22 protein-coding genes are annotated in these 17,997 nt (G+C 64.0%); 14 read left to right on the top strand and 8 right to left on the bottom strand.

Going from position 1 to position 17,997, the window contains the following annotated elements; translation table 11 throughout:
• The first annotated feature begins 102 nt into the window (after window positions 1-102).
• Window positions 103-606, top strand: a complete 504-nt coding sequence (locus Q0949_RS19340; RefSeq protein ID WP_299376334.1) for a Hint domain-containing protein — start codon at window positions 103-105, stop codon at window positions 604-606.
• On the opposite strand, the gene Q0949_RS19335 is transcribed toward Q0949_RS19340, so the two are convergent.
• Window positions 603-1,412 carry an NAD(P)H-hydrate dehydratase gene (locus Q0949_RS19335; RefSeq protein WP_299376332.1) on the bottom strand — a complete coding sequence of 270 codons (810 nt, stop codon included), beginning with the start codon at window positions 1,410-1,412 and terminating at the stop codon, window positions 603-605. The two genes, Q0949_RS19340 and Q0949_RS19335, sit on opposite strands and share 4 nt — an antisense overlap.
• Before the next feature lie 317 nt (window positions 1,413-1,729).
• Between Q0949_RS19335 and Q0949_RS19330 the strand changes: the two genes are divergently transcribed.
• Together Q0949_RS19330 and glnA are read left to right on the top strand one after the other, a co-directional pair.
• Window positions 1,730-2,068 carry a P-II family nitrogen regulator gene (locus tag Q0949_RS19330; RefSeq protein ID WP_299376329.1) on the top strand — a complete coding sequence of 113 codons (339 nt, stop codon included), beginning with the start codon at window positions 1,730-1,732 and terminating at the stop codon, window positions 2,066-2,068.
• Window positions 2,069-2,101: 33 nt separating this feature from the next.
• Window positions 2,102-3,505, top strand: coding sequence for a type I glutamate--ammonia ligase (glnA, locus tag Q0949_RS19325; RefSeq protein ID WP_299376326.1), 1,404 nt, complete (start codon window positions 2,102-2,104; stop codon window positions 3,503-3,505).
• A 161-nt stretch (window positions 3,506-3,666) separates the two neighbouring features.
• On the opposite strand, the gene Q0949_RS19320 is transcribed toward glnA, so the two are convergent.
• Window positions 3,667-3,876, bottom strand: coding sequence for a hypothetical protein (locus Q0949_RS19320; protein WP_299376324.1), 210 nt, complete (start codon window positions 3,874-3,876; stop codon window positions 3,667-3,669).
• Between the two features lie 186 nt (window positions 3,877-4,062).
• Here Q0949_RS19320 and Q0949_RS19315 point away from each other — a divergent pair, with 186 nt between their 5' ends.
• Together Q0949_RS19315 and Q0949_RS19310 are read left to right on the top strand one after the other, a co-directional pair.
• A complete protein-coding gene (locus tag Q0949_RS19315; protein WP_299376527.1) occupies window positions 4,063-4,800 on the top strand; it encodes a lytic transglycosylase domain-containing protein in 738 nt (245 codons plus the stop codon).
• A 168-nt stretch (window positions 4,801-4,968) separates the two neighbouring features.
• Window positions 4,969-5,412, top strand: a complete 444-nt coding sequence (locus Q0949_RS19310; RefSeq protein ID WP_299376322.1) for a glyoxalase superfamily protein — start codon at window positions 4,969-4,971, stop codon at window positions 5,410-5,412.
• A gap of 5 nt (window positions 5,413-5,417) precedes the next feature.
• Here the strand turns inward: Q0949_RS19310 and Q0949_RS19305 are convergent, their stop codons facing one another.
• Both Q0949_RS19305 and Q0949_RS19300 read right to left on the bottom strand, forming a co-directional pair.
• A complete protein-coding gene (locus Q0949_RS19305; RefSeq protein ID WP_299376320.1) occupies window positions 5,418-6,164 on the bottom strand; it encodes a DUF3445 domain-containing protein in 747 nt (248 codons plus the stop codon).
• Between the two features lie 29 nt (window positions 6,165-6,193).
• Entirely contained in the window at window positions 6,194-7,291 is a 1,098-nt protein-coding gene (locus Q0949_RS19300) for a hypothetical protein (protein WP_299376318.1), read from the bottom strand.
• 118 nt (window positions 7,292-7,409) lie between these two features.
• Here Q0949_RS19300 and dddP point away from each other — a divergent pair, with 118 nt between their 5' ends.
• Both dddP and Q0949_RS19290 read left to right on the top strand, forming a co-directional pair.
• A complete protein-coding gene (gene dddP, locus Q0949_RS19295) occupies window positions 7,410-8,753 on the top strand; it encodes a dimethylsulfonioproprionate lyase DddP (protein ID WP_299376317.1) in 1,344 nt (447 codons plus the stop codon).
• A 94-nt stretch (window positions 8,754-8,847) separates the two neighbouring features.
• The gene (locus Q0949_RS19290) at window positions 8,848-10,086 is read left to right on the top strand and encodes a bifunctional alpha/beta hydrolase/OsmC family protein (RefSeq protein WP_299376314.1); all 1,239 of its coding nucleotides are present in this window, start codon (window positions 8,848-8,850) and stop codon (window positions 10,084-10,086) included.
• 154 nt (window positions 10,087-10,240) lie between these two features.
• On the opposite strand, the gene Q0949_RS19285 is transcribed toward Q0949_RS19290, so the two are convergent.
• On the bottom strand, window positions 10,241-10,756 hold the full coding sequence (locus Q0949_RS19285; RefSeq protein ID WP_299376312.1) for a hypothetical protein: 516 nt from the start codon (window positions 10,754-10,756) through the stop codon (window positions 10,241-10,243).
• A 157-nt stretch (window positions 10,757-10,913) separates the two neighbouring features.
• Window positions 10,914-11,513, bottom strand: a complete 600-nt coding sequence (locus Q0949_RS19280) for a biotin transporter BioY (protein ID WP_299376309.1) — start codon at window positions 11,511-11,513, stop codon at window positions 10,914-10,916.
• 153 nt (window positions 11,514-11,666) lie between these two features.
• On the opposite strand from Q0949_RS19280, the gene Q0949_RS19275 reads away from it, so the two are divergent.
• Window positions 11,667-11,921 (top strand): DUF6455 family protein, encoded by a 255-nt coding sequence (locus Q0949_RS19275; RefSeq protein WP_299376307.1) that lies wholly within the window; start codon window positions 11,667-11,669, stop codon window positions 11,919-11,921.
• Here the strand turns inward: Q0949_RS19275 and Q0949_RS19270 are convergent.
• The gene (locus Q0949_RS19270) at window positions 11,918-12,328 is read right to left on the bottom strand and encodes a DUF6314 family protein (RefSeq protein WP_299376305.1); all 411 of its coding nucleotides are present in this window, start codon (window positions 12,326-12,328) and stop codon (window positions 11,918-11,920) included. The genes Q0949_RS19275 and Q0949_RS19270 overlap by 4 nt on opposite strands.
• Window positions 12,318-12,650, bottom strand: coding sequence for a hypothetical protein (locus Q0949_RS19265; protein WP_299376303.1), 333 nt, complete (start codon window positions 12,648-12,650; stop codon window positions 12,318-12,320). Before Q0949_RS19265 ends, Q0949_RS19270 begins: the two co-directional genes overlap by 11 nt.
• 84 nt (window positions 12,651-12,734) lie before the next feature.
• Here Q0949_RS19265 and purB point away from each other — a divergent pair, with 84 nt between their 5' ends.
• The 6 genes from purB (at window position 12,735) to Q0949_RS19235 (ending at window position 17,992) form a co-directional block, all read left to right on the top strand.
• A complete protein-coding gene (gene purB / locus Q0949_RS19260) occupies window positions 12,735-14,042 on the top strand; it encodes an adenylosuccinate lyase (protein ID WP_299376300.1) in 1,308 nt (435 codons plus the stop codon).
• 124 nt (window positions 14,043-14,166) lie between these two features.
• Window positions 14,167-14,331 (top strand): adenylosuccinate lyase, encoded by a 165-nt coding sequence (locus tag Q0949_RS19255; protein WP_299376298.1) that lies wholly within the window; start codon window positions 14,167-14,169, stop codon window positions 14,329-14,331.
• Window positions 14,332-14,415: 84 nt separating this feature from the next.
• Window positions 14,416-15,009, top strand: a complete 594-nt coding sequence (locus tag Q0949_RS19250; RefSeq protein WP_299376295.1) for a tetratricopeptide repeat protein — start codon at window positions 14,416-14,418, stop codon at window positions 15,007-15,009.
• Between the two features lie 71 nt (window positions 15,010-15,080).
• Complete coding sequence (locus Q0949_RS19245) at window positions 15,081-16,151, top strand: FliG C-terminal domain-containing protein (protein WP_299376294.1); 1,071 nt, start codon at window positions 15,081-15,083, stop codon at window positions 16,149-16,151.
• 45 nt (window positions 16,152-16,196) lie between these two features.
• Complete coding sequence (locus Q0949_RS19240) at window positions 16,197-17,060, top strand: DMT family transporter (RefSeq protein ID WP_299376292.1); 864 nt, start codon at window positions 16,197-16,199, stop codon at window positions 17,058-17,060.
• 26 nt (window positions 17,061-17,086) lie between these two features.
• On the top strand, window positions 17,087-17,992 hold the full coding sequence (locus tag Q0949_RS19235) for a lysophospholipid acyltransferase family protein (RefSeq protein ID WP_299376290.1): 906 nt from the start codon (window positions 17,087-17,089) through the stop codon (window positions 17,990-17,992).
• The last annotated feature ends 5 nt before the right edge of the window (window positions 17,993-17,997 follow it).

Below are 17,997 nucleotides of genomic sequence, written 5' to 3'. Positions count from 1 at the left end.
GAGAGGTATTCGTGCCGCCAACATGCAGAAACTGCACGACATTAAGCGAATATTCAGATAGACTGCGCTTAACCTAGAGGCAGGTTGTAAGAAAGAGACGCCATGAAACCGAATACGGTCGGGCGCGATATCAGCGGGCAAATGCCCCCATTGCGCACTCAGATTGCTCATGCTGGCCTTGTGGCCGGTACCATCCTTTTGACAGCAGACGGCGAAATTCCGGTCGAATACCTTTCGCCCGGTGACCGCATCATCACGCGGAATGCAGGCCTTGTGCCCTTGCGCGCAGTCGAAACCATTCGCAGCACCGAAGAGGCGGTGAAAATCGCCGCCGGGTCGCTGGGGGATACCAAGCCCACGCACCACGTCATGCTGCCCGCGGCACAAATGGTGCTGATCCGCGACTGGCGGGCGCAGGCGATGCGCGGTGCAAACCAGGCGGTGATGCCTGCGGGCTGCCTGATCGACGACGAATTCATCACATCCCTCGGCCCGCGCGAAATGACGTTGGTGCGTCTGGGCTTTGACGCGCCCTACATCATCTATGCGGATGGTCTGGAACTGTCGGTGCCCGCGATGACAACCGCTGCGGCACAGGCGGCCTAGCCCGCCACCGCCCGCAAAACCTGCGGCAACAGATCCGGCAGATCCTCGGCAATCAGGCCGGGGCCAAAAACACGCGCGCACTCCACATGCAGCCAGGTGGCGGCCTGGGCCGCCGGCATCGGATCGAACCCCCGCGCCAGCAGGCCGATGATCAGACCGGCCAGCACATCGCCCGCCCCGGCCGTCGCCAGCCAAGGCACCGCACGCGCGCCCGTCGCCGCATGGATGGCACAGCGCCCGTCGGGATGGGCAATCACCGTCTCCACCCCCTTGAACAGCACCACCGCGCCGCAGCGCACCGCCGCCTGACAGGTGGCCTCGACCTTGGGCAGGGACACCAGATCCGGGAACAGCCGCGCAAACTCACCCCCATGCGGCGTCAGCACCGCGTGCGCGTTCAGCGCTTCCATCCGCGCGCCATCCTCCGCAATCAGGCTCAACGCATCCGCATCCAGCACCACCCGGCGCGCCGCACTCAGATGCCCCCCGTCCAGAACCTGATCCACGAGCGCGCCCGCCCCCAGCCCCAGACCGGGCCCAAGGCACAGCGCGTTGATGCGCCCGTCCCCCAGCACCGCGCCCAACGCCGCGGCATCCGCCACGCGGGTCAGCATCAGCGCGGTGATCTGCGCGGCCACCTCGAACTGCGCGGCGGGCGGAACACCCAGCGTGACAACGCCCGCCCCGATCCGCAGCGCCGCCCGTGCCGCCAGCCGCGCCGCCCCCGTCCGCCCCGCACCACCGGACAGCACCAGGGCATGACCATGGTCGAACTTGTGCCCCGAAGGCTTGGTCAGATCGGGCACTGTGATAGGCTCGGGATCAGGGATGGGTCAGGCTCCGCCACTGTCAGGTATCGCACCGACATGACCACAGGCGGCGCACGGCTGCAACACCGCCAGCACGGCCCGCCGACTCACCACGCAGCAAGCCCCGGCACCGCAATCGGTCCGGAAATTCAAAAGTTTTCATCTTGCATATTTTTTGTGCGCCATGCCCAATTTATAACCACGTTGCCCGATTTCGCAGCCCCAAACCGACAATATCACCCCGCCCCCATGGACCCTCCAAACCGGTCAGTGGTCCATCGCCAGAGCACGACGCGGCAAAGGGAGGCCAGCACATGAAAAAGATCGAAGCGATCATCAAGCCCTTCAAACTTGATGAAGTCAAAGAGGCCCTGCAAGAGGTCGGTGTGCAAGGGCTTTCGGTGATCGAAGTCAAGGGCTTTGGCCGCCAGAAGGGCCACACAGAGCTTTACCGCGGCGCGGAATACGTTGTGGATTTCCTGCCCAAGGTCAAAGTCGAGATCGTTCTCGATGACGATCAGGTCGACGCCGCGATCCAGGCGATCGTGGACGCCGCCAAGACCGAGAAAATCGGCGACGGCAAGATCTTTGTCACCCCCATCGAACAAACCATCCGCATCCGTACCGGCGAAACCGGCTCGGACGCGCTCTAAATCTATCCAATAGACAGGAAGGACCCATAGGAAATGGCCAACCCCGTTCTCGACATGATCAAGGAAGAAGGCGCCGAATACGTCGACATCCGCTTCACCGATCCACGCGGCAAACTTCAACACGTGACCGTCATGGCGGATCAGGTTGACGAAGACTTCCTCGAAGAAGGCTTCATGTTCGACGGCTCCTCCATCGCGGGCTGGAAATCGATCGAAGCCTCCGACATGAAGCTGATGCCCGATCAGGACAGCGCCTATGTCGATCCTTTCTATGCGGAAAAGACCATCTGCGTGCACTGCTCCATCGTCGAACCCGACACCGGCGAAGCCTATGAGCGCGACCCCCGCGGCACCGCCGAAAAGGCCGAGGCCTACCTGAAATCCACAGGCATCGGCGACGTGGCCTATATGGGCCCCGAAGCGGAATTCTTCCTGTTTGACGACGTGCGTTTCTCGAACTCGATCAACAAGGTATCCTACGAAGTCGACGCAACCGACGCGTCCTGGAACACCGACACCGAATACGAGATGGGCAACATGGGCCACCGTCCCGGCGTCAAGGGCGGCTACTTCCCCGTGAACCCCACGGACGAAAGCCAGGACCTGCGCTCCGAGATGCTGTCCACCATGAAGCGTCTGGGCATGAAGGTCGACAAGCACCACCACGAAGTGGCGTCCTGTCAGCACGAGCTGGGCCTGATCTTTGACAGCCTGACCAAACAGGCCGACGAGCTGCAAAAATACAAATACGTCATCCACAACGTCGCCGCCGCCTATGGCAAGTCGGCCACGTTCATGCCGAAACCCATCGCGGGCGACAACGGCACAGGGATGCACGTCAACATGTCGATCTGGAAAGACGGCAAGCCGTTGTTTGCAGGCGACAAATACGCCGACCTCAGCGACGAGGCGCTGTATTTCATCGGCGGTGTGCTCAAGCACGCCAAGGCCCTCAACGCCTTCACCAACCCGTCGACCAACAGCTACAAGCGTCTGATCCCCGGTTTCGAAGCCCCCGTTCTGCGCGCCTACTCGGCACGCAACCGTTCGGGCTGCGTCCGGATCCCATGGACCGAGTCGCCCAAGGCCAAGCGCGTCGAGGCACGTTTCCCCGATCCGTCCGCAAACCCCTACCTGTGCTTTGCCGCCCTGCTGATGGCCGGCCTCGACGGCATCCAGAACAAGATCCATCCGGGTGAGCCTTCGGACAAGGACCTCTACGATCTGCCGCCAGAAGAGCTGGCCGGCATCCCCACCGTCTGCGGAAGCTTGCGCGAAGCCATGGAAGAGCTGGAGGCCGACATGGACTTCCTGCTGGCCGGTGACGTGTTCACCAAGGACCAGATCCAGGGCTACATCGACCTGAAGATGGAAGAGATCACCACATACGAACATACGCCCCACCCGGTCGAGTTCGGCATGTATTACAGCTGCTGATCCTCCCTGGCAGCTGAACCTCGAGGGGCGCCCACCGGGCGCCCCTTTTTTCGTGCGGGCACGGGCTCCGAATCAACGCTGCGTGGCGGCAAGCGACTGGGGGAAACGCTCACAAAACACGCACGTATGGCGTGTGCAAAACTCGATTTTCCGCCTGCTTTTCAACAACTCACGCCAGCGCCTTCACCTTGTGGTGGAATTTTCGGCAACAATCCGCCGGAATGCCGCGTTGCGGCAAAGGTCGTGTTTTCCTTACTTGCCAGCACCGCCCCCACAACGGACGATGGGGACATTAACCAGCATATTTTTTGGTGAACGTCCATGACAACAACCCAGTTCTGTTTCCGTGTTTGCGTTGCTGCTTCGATCATTATGGGGCTGCATCTTCTTGTGAATTACCTGCCCTGAGGGCACCTTTTATTTTTCCTTTGGCCTCTGCCCGCAGCAGGCTATCCTGCCTCAAAGACAAGGGTGGGAGTATGAGTATGACCAAAAGGTTCAACCTGAAAATCGGCCTCGCGACGGCGGCGGTTTTAGCCATTGCCGCGGGGCCTGCCATGGCGCAATGCGGCAATGACGGCGGCGGCTTCAACGCGTGGAAGCCCGGCTTTGCGGCCAAGGCCAAGAAGGCGGGTGTGAAATCCCGCGGGCTTCAGGCGCTCAACGATGCGACCTATGCCACGCGCACCATCGCCGCCGACCGCAACCAGAAAAGCTTTCGCTATTCGCTGTCCAAGTTCATGCAAGTGCGCGGCGCCGACACGATCGTGGCCCAGGGGCGCAAGCGCAAGGCCCGCAACCCCAACTTCTACGCCGCGCTCGAACGTCAATACGGCGTGCCCGCGGGTGTCCTGATCGCCATCCACGGCATGGAAACCGCCTTCGGTGGGTTCATGGGCGACAGCGCGGTCGTCTCGGCCATCGTCACCCTGACCTACGATTGTCGCCGCTCCGCGTTTTTCGAACCCCACGCCATCGGCGCGCTGAAACTGGTGGACCAGGGGGCCATCACCGGATCCACAAAGGGCGCCAAACATGGCGAGCTGGGCCACACCCAGTTCCTGCCCGGCAATGCGCTGAAATACGGCGTGGACGCCAATGGCGACGGACGTGTGGATTTCTACAACCAGACCGATGCGCTGGCCTCCACCGCGAACTTCCTGCGCCAAAAGGGCTGGAAACCCGGCAAGGGTTACCAGGAGGGTCAGCCGAACTTCAAGGTGATCAAGCAATGGAACGCCGCCACGGTTTACCAGCAGGCCATCGCCATCATGGGCGCGCGCATCGACGGCTAGGCTTGCCAAGCGGCACGACCGGCGATACACGGCGGGCATAGGGTTCAGGCCCCTGCCCTCCGCGCATTTGTGGTGAAGCCTGACAATGCGCACCTTCGTTTCACGGTCGCAGGCACGGCAATGCGGAGCCCGAAACGCCCTCATCGCGACCAGATGACGGAGACGGATATGGATATCCCCCTGCCTTCCCGGTCGGCGCTCAAGGCGCAGGCCAAACGACTGCGCGCGGCCCTTGCTGCGGCGGGCACGCCCTGCACCCATGCGCAGGCCCTTGAAACCATCGCCCGGCAATGGGGCGCGCGTGACTGGAACACCCTCAGCGCCCGCGCGACCGATACGGGCCAGCCCGGCTATGCCCCCGGACAGCGCGTCTCGGGCCGCTATCTCGGCCACCGCTTTGATGCGGTGATCAAGGCCGCGCGGCTGATGCCCGGCGGGCGCCACGCGCTGACCTTGCGCTTTGACGCGGCGATTGACGTGGTGACATCGCGGCACTTTTCCGCGCTGCGGCGGCAGGTCAACTGCATCGTCGATCAACGCGGACGCTCGCCGCGCGCCACCTCGGACGGGCAACCGCATGTGGTGATCCACGATGCGTGGGCGGGCGGGTAACGTGCCTATGAAAGGTCCGGCACATCCGCCGCGGCCAGCACATAGGTGTGGATCACGAACACCACCGCCCGCGTCTGCGGCAGGCGCAACAGCGTCTGCCGCTCGGTCCGGTAATAGGGCCCCGTGGCCAGACCTGCACCCACCCGGCGCGGCGCGAACTGTGATCTCGGCTGGAACAGTTCGGGATCCGCGTACCACAGCTGGTTGAACCGCCACAGCGGCCGCCCCACCTGAATCCCGTCAAAAAGGCGCTGCACACGCCGCGCCAGATCAACGGTATATTCCGACACGGGGATGTGGATATCCGTCAGCGGCCTGCCCGCCTTTTCCGACAGCTGCCACGACGCCGGAAAGCACAAGGCCGCCCCGGTCAGCACATGTTCGTCCCCGCGTTTCTCCATCAGCACGAAATCGTTCTGGCAGAGCCGCGCCAAGGTCCGCATCGGCGCGGCGGTGTCCAGATCCACCACGCGCCCATCCGGGCAGGTGATCCGCCCACCATCGCGGTCAAAGCCCTGCCCCGGCAGCACCGCCACCACCGTATCCAGCAACTCCTGCGCCGCCGCCATCGCCGCCGCATCAAGGTACAGCACATCCCCGGCCTGCGCGGCCAACAGCGCCTCGCGCCGCCGCATCTGGGCGGCATAGGCCTCGTCCACCCGCAACCATGCGCCCCTCTCCGGTTGGATGCCGGGCAAGGCGCGCGACCGGTGCATGTCCTCGGGCAGATATCGTTGCAGGATCGGTGGCATGTCCGCTTTCTGCCACAGCCGCGCGGCGCTCACCAGCCGTGCACGAACGCCAGCGCTGCGGCCTCGATCTCTGCCATGGGCGTCTGGCGCACGGGCACGTCGCCCGCCGCCACCAGATGCTGCGCAATCGTTGCGGGCGTGGTCGCATCCGCCTGCCCGTCACGCCAGTCATGCCAGGCCGTGGCATAGCGCAACGCAGCCCCGGTCACCGGCAACGTCTCCATATCCCCCTCGGCCCAGAACCGCAGGTCGTCGCCCATATCGCCGCCGAACAACGCCGCACGCGGCCCCAGCCGGTGAGCAATCAGCACTGCCACCACAATCGCCGCCGAAAACGTGTATGCATCCACCAGAACCGCACAGCGTGGCCCCCGCGCCAGCGCATCGATCAACGGCAGCGCCTTGGTGAAATCGCCCCCCGGATTGCCCCGCAGATCCACGATGGCAGGCGCAGGCCGCGCCGAAATCTGCTCCGCCACAGCCCCAGTACGGTCGCGCGTGATCGCCTTCATATCCGACAGGCGCACCCGCCAGACCCCGTTCACCAGCGCGGCGTCAGGGCCGGGAAACGGGTCTTTCCCCGCCGCCGCAGCACCCGTGTCCGACACCGGGTAAAGAGGCAACGCAGGCACCAGATCCGCCGCCCCGAACCGAACGCGTGCGCCATCCACCAGCGCATAGTCCGCCTCCGTCACCCCCGCCACAGCCAGTGCCGCCGGCCAGACCATCATGATCCCCGACAGCATACGGCGGCGCATGGGTGATCCCGCCAGCAGGTCGGCCCATTCAGGCACCAACTCTTCCACCGCCCGCCCGCCGATGCGCTGCACCGGCACGGCCACGCCACCCTGCACCATACAGAACCGGTCGTCGCGCAGCACGATCCGCGCAGGGTTCACCCGGATCGCGGGGTTGGGGATCACCCGGCTGTGCCCATTGCCTGCCGCTGCAAACAGGCGCATTGCGGCCAGCAGGAACCCGTCCCGCCCCCCCGCGCGTGCCGCATCGTGCATGCCCGCCAACAGCGGATCGCGCACAGCGACGGGCACCGCCCCACAGGCCGCATCCCGCGTCAGAAACATCTCCTCGATCCGCGCAGCCTCCCGCGCCAACCCGTCATCCGTCACTGCACCGCCCCTCCAAAATTGGCAATTTGCGCCACATCCCCGCCGATCCCGGTCGCTTTCCGGCAATATTGCGCGGCATTTCCGCGCCACCCTTGGTTTAAGTCAGGGAGGACCGAACATGAACCAGCACCACCGCGACGTCCGCAAGATCGACCCGTCACGCGGCCCCGTTCTGGGCGACGGTACACCAAACGATGCCAACCGCATAGAAATCGGCCCGACCCAGCTGGCCTTTGCCGAATGGGAGGCCGCAGGCCTGCTCCTGCCCAATCTCGAGGCGATGCGCACCTACCGCTGGACGCGGCTGACGCAGCACATTGTCGACCGCGACTATGCCGGGCTTTTGATGTTCGACCCGCTCAACATCCGCTACGCCACCGATTCGACCAACATGCAGCTCTGGAACACCCACAACCCGTTCCGCGCCGTGCTGCTCTGTGCCGATGGCTACATGGTGATCTGGGACTACAAGAACGCGCCCTTCCTCAGCTCGTTCAACCCGCTCGTGCGCGAGGTCCGCGCGGGCGCCGACCTGTTCTATTTCGACCGCGGCGACAAGATCGACGTGGCCGCAGACGTCTTTGCCAACAGCGTCCGCGAGATCCTCGCAGAACATGCACCCGGCCTCACCCGGCTGGCCGTCGACAAACCCATGGTCCACGGGCTGCGCGCGCTCGAGGCGCAGGGCTTCGAGGTCATGGACGGCGAGGAAGTCACCGAGAAATCCCGCTCCGTCAAAGGCCCGGACGAGATCAAGGCCATGCGCTGCGCAGTGCACGCCTGCGAGGCCGCCGTGCAAGCGATGGAGGATTTCGCCCGCGCCAATGTGGGCGACGGCAAGACCTGCGAAGACGACATCTGGGCCGTGATGCACGCCGAAAACATCCGCCGCGGCGGCGAATGGATCGAAACCCGGCTGCTGTCGAGCGGCCCGCGCACCAACCCGTGGTTTCAGGAATGCGGCCCCCGCATCTGCCAGCAAAACGAGATCATCTCCTTCGACACCGATCTGGTGGGCGCCTACGGCATCTGCGTGGACATTTCGCGCAGCTGGTGGATCGGCGACCGCGCCCCGCGACCCGACATGATCTATGCCATGCAGCACGGCCACGAACACATCATGCAGAACATGGAGATGATCAAACCCGGCGTCACCATCCCCGAACTGACCGCGAACACCCATGTGCTCGATGACAAGTTCCAGGCCCAGAAATACGGCTGCCTGATGCACGGCGTGGGGCTGTGTGACGAATGGCCCCTCGTGCAATACCCCGACAAGGCCGTGCCCGGCAGCTTCGACTACGCGCTCGAACCCGGCATGGTGCTCTGTGTCGAGGCCGCAGTGGGCGAGGTCGGCGGCGATTTCTCGATCAAGCTCGAGGATCAGGTGCTGGTGACCGAGGACGGCTACGAAAACCTGATCTCCTACCCCTACGATCCGGCACTGATGGGCGCCGCCTGACCGCGCCCAAGGGCAACACCTCTGCGTGATTTGTGTGACACCCCCCTTTTCCCGGCGGGTGCGCTCCCCCATTCTCGGGGCCAAGGAGACGACAATGCCCACAGAACGTATCACCTTTGGCGGCCATGACGGCACGCTCGACGCCCGCCTCGACCTGCCCGAGGGCCCGCACCTGGCCACGGCCGTGTTCGCCCACTGCTTTACCTGCGGCAAGGACATCCCCGCCGCCCGCCGCATCGCGGCCCGGCTGACCACCATGGGCATCGCCGTGCTGCGCTTTGACTTCACCGGGCTGGGCCACAGCGACGGCGAATTTGCCAACACCTCGTTCACCTCCAACGTGCAAGACCTTGAAAAGGCTGTGCAGTACCTCAACGACCGCGGCATGCCGCCTGCGCTGATGATTGGCCACTCGCTGGGCGGTGCTGCCGTGCTGCGCGCCACCTCGCAGCTGGACCAGATCAAGGCCGTGGCGACCCTCGGCGCCCCCTTCGATCCCGGCCACGTCACCCATAACTTTGCCGACGCGCTGCCCGACATCCTGGCAAATGGCGATGCCGAGGTCTCGCTGGGCGGGCGCCCCTTCCGCATCGGCAAAACCTTTGTCGAGGACGTGACCCGCGAAAAACTCGCCCCCCGCATTGCGGAGCTGAACGCCGCCCTGCTGGTCCTGCACGCCCCACGCGACACGATCGTCAGCATCGACAATGCCAGCGACATCTTCCTCGCCGCCAAACACCCCAAAAGCTTTGTCACCCTCGACGACGCCGATCACCTGATCACCAAGGCCGACCACGCCGAATACGCCGCCGATATCATCGCGACATGGGCCAAGAAATACCTTGCCCTCAAACCGCCCGCCCCGCCCATCGGCGCGCCCGAAGGCATCGTGCGCAGCTCTGAGGCGGACCCAAACGGCTTTCTTCAGGACATCACCCACGGCACCCGCCACCACATGCTGGCCGACGAACCGCGCGCCTATGGCGGCACCAATCAAGGCCTGTCGCCCTACGGGTTCCTGTCCGCCGGTCTCGCGGCCTGCACATCGATGACCATCCGCATGTATGCCCGCCGCAAGGACTGGCCGCTGGCCCACGTCTCGGTCGATGTCAGCCACGACAAGGTACACGCACAGGACGCGACCGCCGTGACACAGGACAAGATCGACGCATGGAAACGCCGCATCACCCTGACCGGCCCGCTCGATGATGCCCAGCGCCAGCGCCTTCTCGAAATTGCCGACAAATGCCCCGTTCACAGAACTTTGGAACGCACATCCAAAGTCCTGACGGAGCTTGTTCCAATTTCAACCGGCGCATTGGAAAAGACCTAGGATCTGGACCCAAACCTTCACGCTCCAATACGCGCGCCAATCACATAATGGCTGGGAATGCGCCGGGTCTATTTCGGACCCGCGCATTTCGCCCCACTCAACGTCCTAGGACGGATCAAAACCGAATTGTTTCCGACCGGGTTTTTGACGCAAGTTACTGTGCGTCCAGATCCAGCGCGATAGCATCAAATCCAAAAACATCGCCTTCGCGATTTGGCCCCTTTGCCGAACCTGCAACCGCACTGCCCAATCCGCAAATCGGGCACAAAATCGTAAGACCGACATTCGAATTCTGCCGCTGCTTGCGAGACAGGTTTACAGGCTGGAACCTTTGGCTGATCTTTCCGTCGCCATATGTACAAGTGACATCAATGGGTTGCGCCCCTTGCAAATAGGCAGGCAGGCTCACCGTACCGGGCACGGCAACCGTGACAGTATAGCGTTTTTCGCGAATGGTGCACTGGCCGTCGACCGACTCAATATCATTGCCATTTTCCGCGTATATGGCGTTATCTCCCGCGCTCCGGTTCAATGAGACACGGACCGGCACATTTGCCGCAAGAAATTGCGTTCCGCTGGCGTCGGTAAAAGACACGGACTGCGTCGTACTGGTCTGCTCCGTACAGCCGACCGCCAGCACAACGGCAGCCAGATAAAAAGGTAATTTCACGATAGATTCCCCGCAATTGTTCCCGGATGAATTGCAAAGAGCGGAATCAGTGTCAAGCGACGAGGTCACGTAAATCTTTGGATATCAATCGGGCAGGCCTGCACTAAAAAAACGGGCACCCGGAGGTGCCCGTCTATTTCTTGAGTAAAGGTCAGTTTCAGCCGCGCGCGCGGCCCACCAGTTTCCAGGCTGCGGGCAGCACCAGTGCGGCCAGCGCCAGCTTCAGCGCATCACCGATCAGGAACGGTGTCAGGCCCCAGGCCAGGATCGGCTTGTCCCACCCATAGAGCTGACCCAGCCACAGCAGGCCCGGCACATAGATCAGCGCATTGCCGATCAGCAGCGCCAGCGCCATCCAGATCACCGACCGGTCCCAGCCGCGCTGCGCCAGCGCGCCCAGCGCCAGCGTCGCCAGCACATAGCCCACCAGATAACCGCCCGTGCCGCCCATCATGTAGGTCAGCCCGAATTTCTCCGCCGAAGAGCCCGCGAACACGTCAAAACCCAGCGCGCCGATGATCATGTAGCCAAGGATCGTCACCAGCCCCAGACGCGCGCCATAGGCCGCGCCGATGGTCAGCACGGCAAAGGTGCCCATGGTGATCGGAACCGGCCACATCGGCACCGAAATCTTTGCTGCAACTGCCAAAAGCACGATGCCAAACGCCACGAGCGCCACTTGCTTCACCCGCAGTGCCACACCTTCGTTCGCACCAAGGACGTCGCTCAACACCCTGTTATTCCATGTCGATTCCATAGGACCTCACCTGTTCCGTCATAAGTCTCGTGGGTTTGTGCCAATCCACGTCCGTTTCTGCAAGTGCAAAGAAACTTGCGCCAGATCAATGCGGGCGCACCGGCACTGCGGCATACCCTCCCGCATCGGACCACATGACAGAAGGAAACCCCCATGTACGGACCCACCAAACTCGCCCGCAGCGCGGACCTGATGACCGGCATGCTCGACCGGATGGGCAAGGGGCTGGCACACGGCACGCCTTCGCAGGCCCAGGCCCGGCACGCGCGCAATCTCGTCTTTCGCTGTGCTGCCTGCCCCGATCAGGAAGGCTGCGCCCGGCTCCAGGCCACAGCACTCACCCTCGATCACCCGCCCGTCTACTGCCCGAACGCACAGGCCCTGACCGCGCTGCCCGACACGCGCTAACCGCTCGGCCGGGTGTACCGCGTCTCCATCACATAGGACTTGCGCGGCCCCTTCACCGTCCAGCGCACGGTCATGCACGGCCAGTCCGAGAAATCGTAATCCACCACATAGGTGTCCGGATCGCAGAAATGCGTCGTGCGCCCGCCCGTGCCCGGCACCTTGTGGAAAAACCGCCCGTCCTCGAAAAACACCGACAGATCCGCGGCCCAGTGATACCGCCGCTCCGCCTTCATTGGTGCCGCCCCCGGCAGGCGCAGCGTGCCCGTCTCCGCATAGGCCAGCCCGCCCGCCGCAGGGTGCCACGTGGCCTGCCCCTCGAACTGCGCCGGCGCGCCATGGGTGGGGGTGATGCTGCGCGACATATCCCAGCGGCCCTCGAAATCCGCGAGGCGTCGCTCAGTCGGCATAATCCGCTTCTGTAATATCGTCCCGCTCTCCCACAAATCGCAGCCGGTCGCCCTGCCGGTCCATCGCATAACACGCCCATAGATCATTGGGCGGCCACTGGCTGCAATACCGGTCGTTCTCCACCCGCCAGTATCCCCAGCTCTCGCGCCCCTTGTGGACATAAAGCGTCCGTCCAGACGCCCGGAAATCCTGCGTCGTGTCGGGATAGGCCAGGGTGCGCCCGGTCAGCGCCTGCGTAATCTCTGCCCCGCTCAGGGGCACCCAGCCCTCGGCCAATGCGGGCGGCGCCAACAGCGCCAACATCAGGGCAAAGCGTCTCATATCCGGGCCTTCATCTTGTTGTTGCGTGATCTCCAGTCTATGAGCGCCCCGAACGATCCGACAGTCACAAAAAGGTGCTCGCCCATGATCCCCCGCTATTCCCGCCCCGACATGGTTGCCATCTGGGACCCCGCGGCCAAATTCCGCATCTGGTACGAGATCGAGGCCCATGCCTGCGACGCCATGGCCGATCTGGGCGTGATCCCGCGCGAAAACGCGGACGCGGTGTGGAAAGCCAAGGACGTCGAGTTCGACGTGGCCCGCATCGATGAAATCGAGGCCGTGACCAAACATGACGTCATCGCCTTTCTCACCCACCTGGCCGAACATGTGGGCAGCGACGAGGCGCGCTTTGTCCATCAGGGCATGACCTCCTCGGACGTGCTCGACACCTGTTTCAACGTGCAACTGACCCGCGCCGCCGACCTGCTGATTACAGATATCGAAGGGCTGCTCGCCGCCCTCAAACGCCGCGCGCTGGAACACAAAGACACCGTGCGCATCGGGCGCAGCCACGGCATCCACGCCGAACCCACCACCATGGGCCTGACCTTTGCCCGCTTCTACGCGGAAATGGACCGCAACCTCAGCCGCATGCGCGACGCGCGCGCCGAGATCGCAACCGGCGCCATCTCCGGCGCGGTCGGCACCTTTGCCAATATCGATCCGGCGGTCGAAGAACATGTCTGCGACAAGCTGGGTCTTGTCCCCGAACCCATCAGCACCCAAGTCATCCCCCGCGACCGCCACGCCGCCTTCTTTGCGACCCTCGGCGTCGTCGCCTCGTCCATCGAAAACATCGCCACCGAAATCCGCCACATGCAGCGCACCGAAGTGCTGGAAGGGGCCGAATTCTTCTCCATGGGCCAAAAGGGCTCAAGCGCCATGCCGCACAAGAAAAACCCCGTGCTGACCGAAAACCTCACAGGTCTCGCGCGCATGGTCCGCTCTGCCGTGATCCCGGCCATGGAAAACGTGGCCCTCTGGCACGAACGCGACATCTCGCATTCCTCTGTCGAACGCATGATCGGCCCCGACGCCACCATCACGCTCGACTTTGCGCTGGCCCGCCTCACGGGTGTGATCGACAAGATGCTGATCTTCCCAGACAACATGATGGACAACATGCACAAGTTCCCCGGCCTCGTGATGAGCCAACGCGTGCTGCTGGCCCTGACACAGGCCGGTGTCAGCCGCGAGGATGCCTATACTTACGTCCAGCGCAACGCGCTCAAGGTCTGGGAACACCGGACCGATTTCAAAGAGGAACTGCTGGCCGACGCGGACGTGACCGCCGCCCTCAGCCCTCAGGAGATCGAGGAAAAGTTCGATCTGGGCTATCACACCAAACATGTCGACACGATCTTTGCCCGCGTATTTGGTCAGGACTGACACGGACCACGCGATGCCAGGATCAGCAACCGGACGCCGCATCGCGTCCGGTTTTTCGTTTTTCTTTTGCAGAACGGCGCCCATGCACTACCCTTCTGCGCACATAACGCAAAGGAGACGACCGATGACGACCAAGACCCTCGCCGTGGCGCTGGCGCTCACCCTCGCCCCCACGCTGGCCCTCGCGGCCGGCTGCAACTATGGCAAGCACGATCAACAGGCGATGTCCTGTGCGGCTGGCACCTCTTATGACGCCGCCACCAACAGCTGCGTGGCCACCACCGGCTGACCTCACGTTTTCGTGATCGCATAAAATCCGGGCGCGTCGGGTTGTCTCTGTATCAAACCCAACGCGTCCAATCGGAGATAGACAATGCTGCGTACAATGATCCTTGCCACCGTCCTCGCCCTGCCCACCGCGGCCTTTGCCGCAGGCAGTGATGACACGGCCAAGCCCAAGAAAACCGAAACCACCAAGGATTGCTTTCAGGCGCGGCAGTGGGATCCCGAGACCAAGGCCTATGTCCGCTTTTCCCAGCCGGTGAACGGCATCTGGGATGCCAACATCAACAAATGCGTCCGCCCCGACAAGACATCGCATCTCGACAGCGACACGCTCTACAAGGCCGTGCGCGAACTGGCCTATGCCGGGCGCTACAACGAGGCGATCCAGGTCCTCGACCAGATGCCCGAACAGCTTGACGACCGCGTGCTGACCTATCGCGGCTTTACCGCGCGCAAGCTGGGTAACCTCGAACAGGCGAACCTCTATTACGAGCAGGCGCTGACGGTGAACCCCGACAACATCCTCGCCCGCTCCTATATGGGTCAGGGCAAGGTCGCCCAGGGTGACAAGATCGCCGCCCGCACCCAACTGCGCGAGATCATGGCACGCGGTGGCGAAGGCACATGGGCCGAAGCGTCCCTGCGGTCCGCCATCGAGACCGGGACCACATATAACTACTGATCCCGCGGTCGGGTTGAGAGTTTCTCAACCATTGCCTGCCAGAAACGACCCAAGACGTTTCGAGGCAGGACATGACCGAACTGGTTCCAATGTCCGCCGCCCCTGCCATCGTGCAATCGGGCGGCGGTTCTTCTTTGCGCTCCCCACAGCTCAGCCGCCGGGCCAAGGCGGCCATTGTCGTGCGCCTTTTGCTGAACGAGGGCGCGGATATCCCGCTCGAGGATCTGCCCGAAGAGTTGCAGGCCCACCTGACCAAGGCGATGGGCAACATGCGCGTGGTGGACCGCGACACGCTGCACGCCGTGGTCGCCGAATTCGCCGAAGAGGTCGAGCGCGTCGGCCTGTCCTTTCCCGGTGGCATGGCGGGCGCACTGTCTGCCCTTGATGGCAAGATCAGCCGCCAGACCGCCGATCGCCTCCGCAAGGAGGCCGGCGTGCGCGAAACCGGCGATCCCTGGAAACGCATCCGCGACATGGGACCTGATGTCCTCCTCCCCGTGCTCGAGGAGGAAAGCATCGAGATCGCCGCCGTCATGCTGTCGAAACTCGACGTGGCCAAGGCGGCCGAGCTGTTGGGCAAGCTGCCCGGCCCCCGCGCGCGCCAGATCACCTATGCCGTGTCGATGACCGGGGCCGTGACGCCCGATGCGGTGGAACGCATCGGCCTGTCGCTGGCCAGCCAGATGGATGCCCGGCCACTCCGCGCCTTTGATGATGGCCCCGTGGCGCGGGTGGGCGCGATCCTCAACTCCTCCACCACCGTCACGCGCGACGACGTGCTGGCGGGCCTCGATGAAACCGATGAAGGGTTCGCAAATGCTGTGCGCAAGGCGATCTTTACCTTCGCCAACATCCCCGCCCGCATCGCCCCCCGCGACATCCCCCGCATCCTGCGCGATATCGACCAGGAACAACTGGTCATCGCCATCGCCGGTGCCCCCGCCATGGGGATGGAGGACAGCGCCAATTTCATCCTCGACAACATGTCCGCCCGCCTCGCCGACCAGCTGCGCGAGGAAGTGGCCGAGGCCGGCACGCCCAAGACCGCCGATGTGGACGACGCCATGTCCAGCGTCGTCTATACCATCCGCACGATGGAGGCGTCGGGCGACCTGATGCTGGTGACCGAAGACGCAGGTTAAACATCCCGCATTCCCTTTGCGCGCCAAACAGACTAAGCGCGACCCATGACCCAGGCCCCCTCCGACACGCGCCGCGCGATCCTGCTGACCGTGGCCGCCATCCTCTGCTTTGGCCTGATGGATGTGGCGGTCAAGGCCGTGTCGCCGATGACGGGCACCCTGCCCGCGCTCTGGGCCCGCTATGCCGGGCAGATGCTGATCGTGATCGTCCTCGTGGCCCCGCGCCTGGCCCGCGTCGCCCGCAGCCAGTACCCCAAGCTGCAAATCACCCGCTCGGTCCTGCTGATGCTGGCCACGTTCTTCTTTTTCTCCGCACTCGGGCGCATTGGCCTGGCAGAGGCCACGGCGGTGATGTCGATGAACCCGCTGCTGATCACACTGGGTGGCGCGCTCTTTCTGGGCGAGGCGCTTGGCCCCCGGCGCATCTTTGCCATCGTCGTGGCCCTCATCGGCGCGCTGATCGTGATCCGCCCCGGCACCGACGTGTTCCAGCCCGCAGCCCTCCTGCCGCTGATCGCGGCCTTCTGCTTTGCCAGCTATACGCTCATCACCCGCCGCCTCGGCCCGGACGAGGACGCGTGGACATCGCTCTTTTACACCGGCCTCGTCGGCTCCGTGATCTTGACGGCCATGATCCCCTTCCACCTGCCCACCTTCACCGGCCCCGTTGTGGCGCTCCTGTGCATCATCGGCGCGGTGGGCACGCTGGGCCAGCTGATGCTGATCCGCGCGCTGTCCATGGCCGAGGCGGGGCTGCTGGCCCCTTTCAACTACACCGGCCTCGTCTTTGCCGTGCTCTGGGGGCTGGTCCTGTTTTCCGAAGTTCCTGACGCATGGACACTGCTGGGCGCGCTTGTGATCGCGGGGGCGGGGATTTATGTCTGGCACCGAGAAACGCGGAACCCCTGACCTGACCCGCCCCATCACAGGCCGCCATGCGACACGATCCTGATGACATGCCCCTTTTGACGCGGCTGGGTTACCTGGCCACCAACGCGCTGGCGCGGGCCTGTATCGGGGCGGCACTGGCACTGCCCTACCGCTGGCGCGTGCCCTTCATGGGCTGGATCCTGTCGCGCATCATCGGCCCCGCCGCTGGATTTCTGCGCCGGGCCGAGGCGCATGTGGCGATGATCTTTCCCCATCTGCCCCACGCCGAACACCGCCGCATCGCGCGCGGCAGCCTCGACAATGCCGGGCGCACCCTGATCGAAAACTATTCCACCGGGCGCCTGCTCGCCCGCCAGCGCGGGGCCGAGATCACCGGCGATGGCCTCGCCGCCATGGAAACCGCTGCCGCCGCGGGCCGCCCGGTGATCCTCGTCACGGGCCATTTCGGCAATTACGAGGCCCTGCGCGCCGCCCTCGTGGGGCGCGGTCACGATGTGGGCGGGCTCTATCGCGACATGTCCAACCCCTATTTCAACGCCCATTACGTGCGCACGATGCAGGCCTTTGGCGGCCCGGTCTTTGCACAAGGGCGCAAGGGCACGGCAGGCTTCGTGCGCCACCTCAAGGCCGGCGGACAACTGGTCCTGCTCTTTGACCAGCACGTGCAACGCGCCCCGATCCTCGACTTTCTGGGCCACCCGGCGCGCACCGCCGTCTCCGCCGCCGAACTTGCGCTGCGCTATGACGCCCTGCTGATCCCGTTCTACGGCATCCGCCGCGCCAACGGGCTGGGCTTTGACTGCGTGATGGAAGCACCCGTGCCCCATTCCGATCCCGAAACCATGACGCAGGCCATGAATGACAGCATCAGTGCCCGCATCCGCGCGCATCCGGAACAATGGCTGTGGGTGGCCCGGCGCTGGCGCACGGACGAGGTCTATCCCGACTAGGGCAA

It is taken from the genome of uncultured Tateyamaria sp. (genome assembly GCF_947487805.1).
Classification (GTDB): Bacteria; Pseudomonadota; Alphaproteobacteria; order Rhodobacterales; family Rhodobacteraceae; genus Tateyamaria.
The sequence above is the reverse complement of the archived record's forward strand: the minus strand, read 5'-3'. Positions and strand labels throughout refer to the sequence as shown.

What these genes read in the sequence shown, in the direction of transcription:
- Q0949_RS19340 (WP_299376334.1), top strand. Translation starts at nt 103, where the DNA reads ATGAAACCGAATACGGTCGGGCGCGATATCAGCGGGCAAATGCCCCCA.
- Q0949_RS19330 (WP_299376329.1), top strand. Translation starts at nt 1,730, where the DNA reads ATGAAAAAGATCGAAGCGATCATCAAGCCCTTCAAACTTGATGAAGTC.
- glnA (WP_299376326.1), top strand. Translation starts at nt 2,102, where the DNA reads ATGGCCAACCCCGTTCTCGACATGATCAAGGAAGAAGGCGCCGAATAC.
- Q0949_RS19320 (WP_299376324.1), bottom strand. Translation starts at nt 3,876, where the DNA reads ATGATCGAAGCAGCAACGCAAACACGGAAACAGAACTGGGTTGTTGTC.
- Q0949_RS19315 (WP_299376527.1), top strand. Translation starts at nt 4,063, where the DNA reads ATGGCGCAATGCGGCAATGACGGCGGCGGCTTCAACGCGTGGAAGCCC.
- Q0949_RS19310 (WP_299376322.1), top strand. Translation starts at nt 4,969, where the DNA reads ATGGATATCCCCCTGCCTTCCCGGTCGGCGCTCAAGGCGCAGGCCAAA.
- Q0949_RS19305 (WP_299376320.1), bottom strand. Translation starts at nt 6,164, where the DNA reads ATGCCACCGATCCTGCAACGATATCTGCCCGAGGACATGCACCGGTCG.
- dddP (WP_299376317.1), top strand. Translation starts at nt 7,410, where the DNA reads ATGAACCAGCACCACCGCGACGTCCGCAAGATCGACCCGTCACGCGGC.
- Q0949_RS19290 (WP_299376314.1), top strand. Translation starts at nt 8,848, where the DNA reads ATGCCCACAGAACGTATCACCTTTGGCGGCCATGACGGCACGCTCGAC.
- Q0949_RS19280 (WP_299376309.1), bottom strand. Translation starts at nt 11,513, where the DNA reads ATGGAATCGACATGGAATAACAGGGTGTTGAGCGACGTCCTTGGTGCG.
- Q0949_RS19275 (WP_299376307.1), top strand. Translation starts at nt 11,667, where the DNA reads ATGTACGGACCCACCAAACTCGCCCGCAGCGCGGACCTGATGACCGGC.
- Q0949_RS19270 (WP_299376305.1), bottom strand. Translation starts at nt 12,328, where the DNA reads ATGCCGACTGAGCGACGCCTCGCGGATTTCGAGGGCCGCTGGGATATG.
- Q0949_RS19265 (WP_299376303.1), bottom strand. Translation starts at nt 12,650, where the DNA reads ATGAGACGCTTTGCCCTGATGTTGGCGCTGTTGGCGCCGCCCGCATTG.
- purB (WP_299376300.1), top strand. Translation starts at nt 12,735, where the DNA reads ATGATCCCCCGCTATTCCCGCCCCGACATGGTTGCCATCTGGGACCCC.
- Q0949_RS19255 (WP_299376298.1), top strand. Translation starts at nt 14,167, where the DNA reads ATGACGACCAAGACCCTCGCCGTGGCGCTGGCGCTCACCCTCGCCCCC.
- Q0949_RS19250 (WP_299376295.1), top strand. Translation starts at nt 14,416, where the DNA reads ATGCTGCGTACAATGATCCTTGCCACCGTCCTCGCCCTGCCCACCGCG.
- Q0949_RS19245 (WP_299376294.1), top strand. Translation starts at nt 15,081, where the DNA reads ATGACCGAACTGGTTCCAATGTCCGCCGCCCCTGCCATCGTGCAATCG.
- Q0949_RS19240 (WP_299376292.1), top strand. Translation starts at nt 16,197, where the DNA reads ATGACCCAGGCCCCCTCCGACACGCGCCGCGCGATCCTGCTGACCGTG.
- Q0949_RS19235 (WP_299376290.1), top strand. Translation starts at nt 17,087, where the DNA reads ATGCGACACGATCCTGATGACATGCCCCTTTTGACGCGGCTGGGTTAC.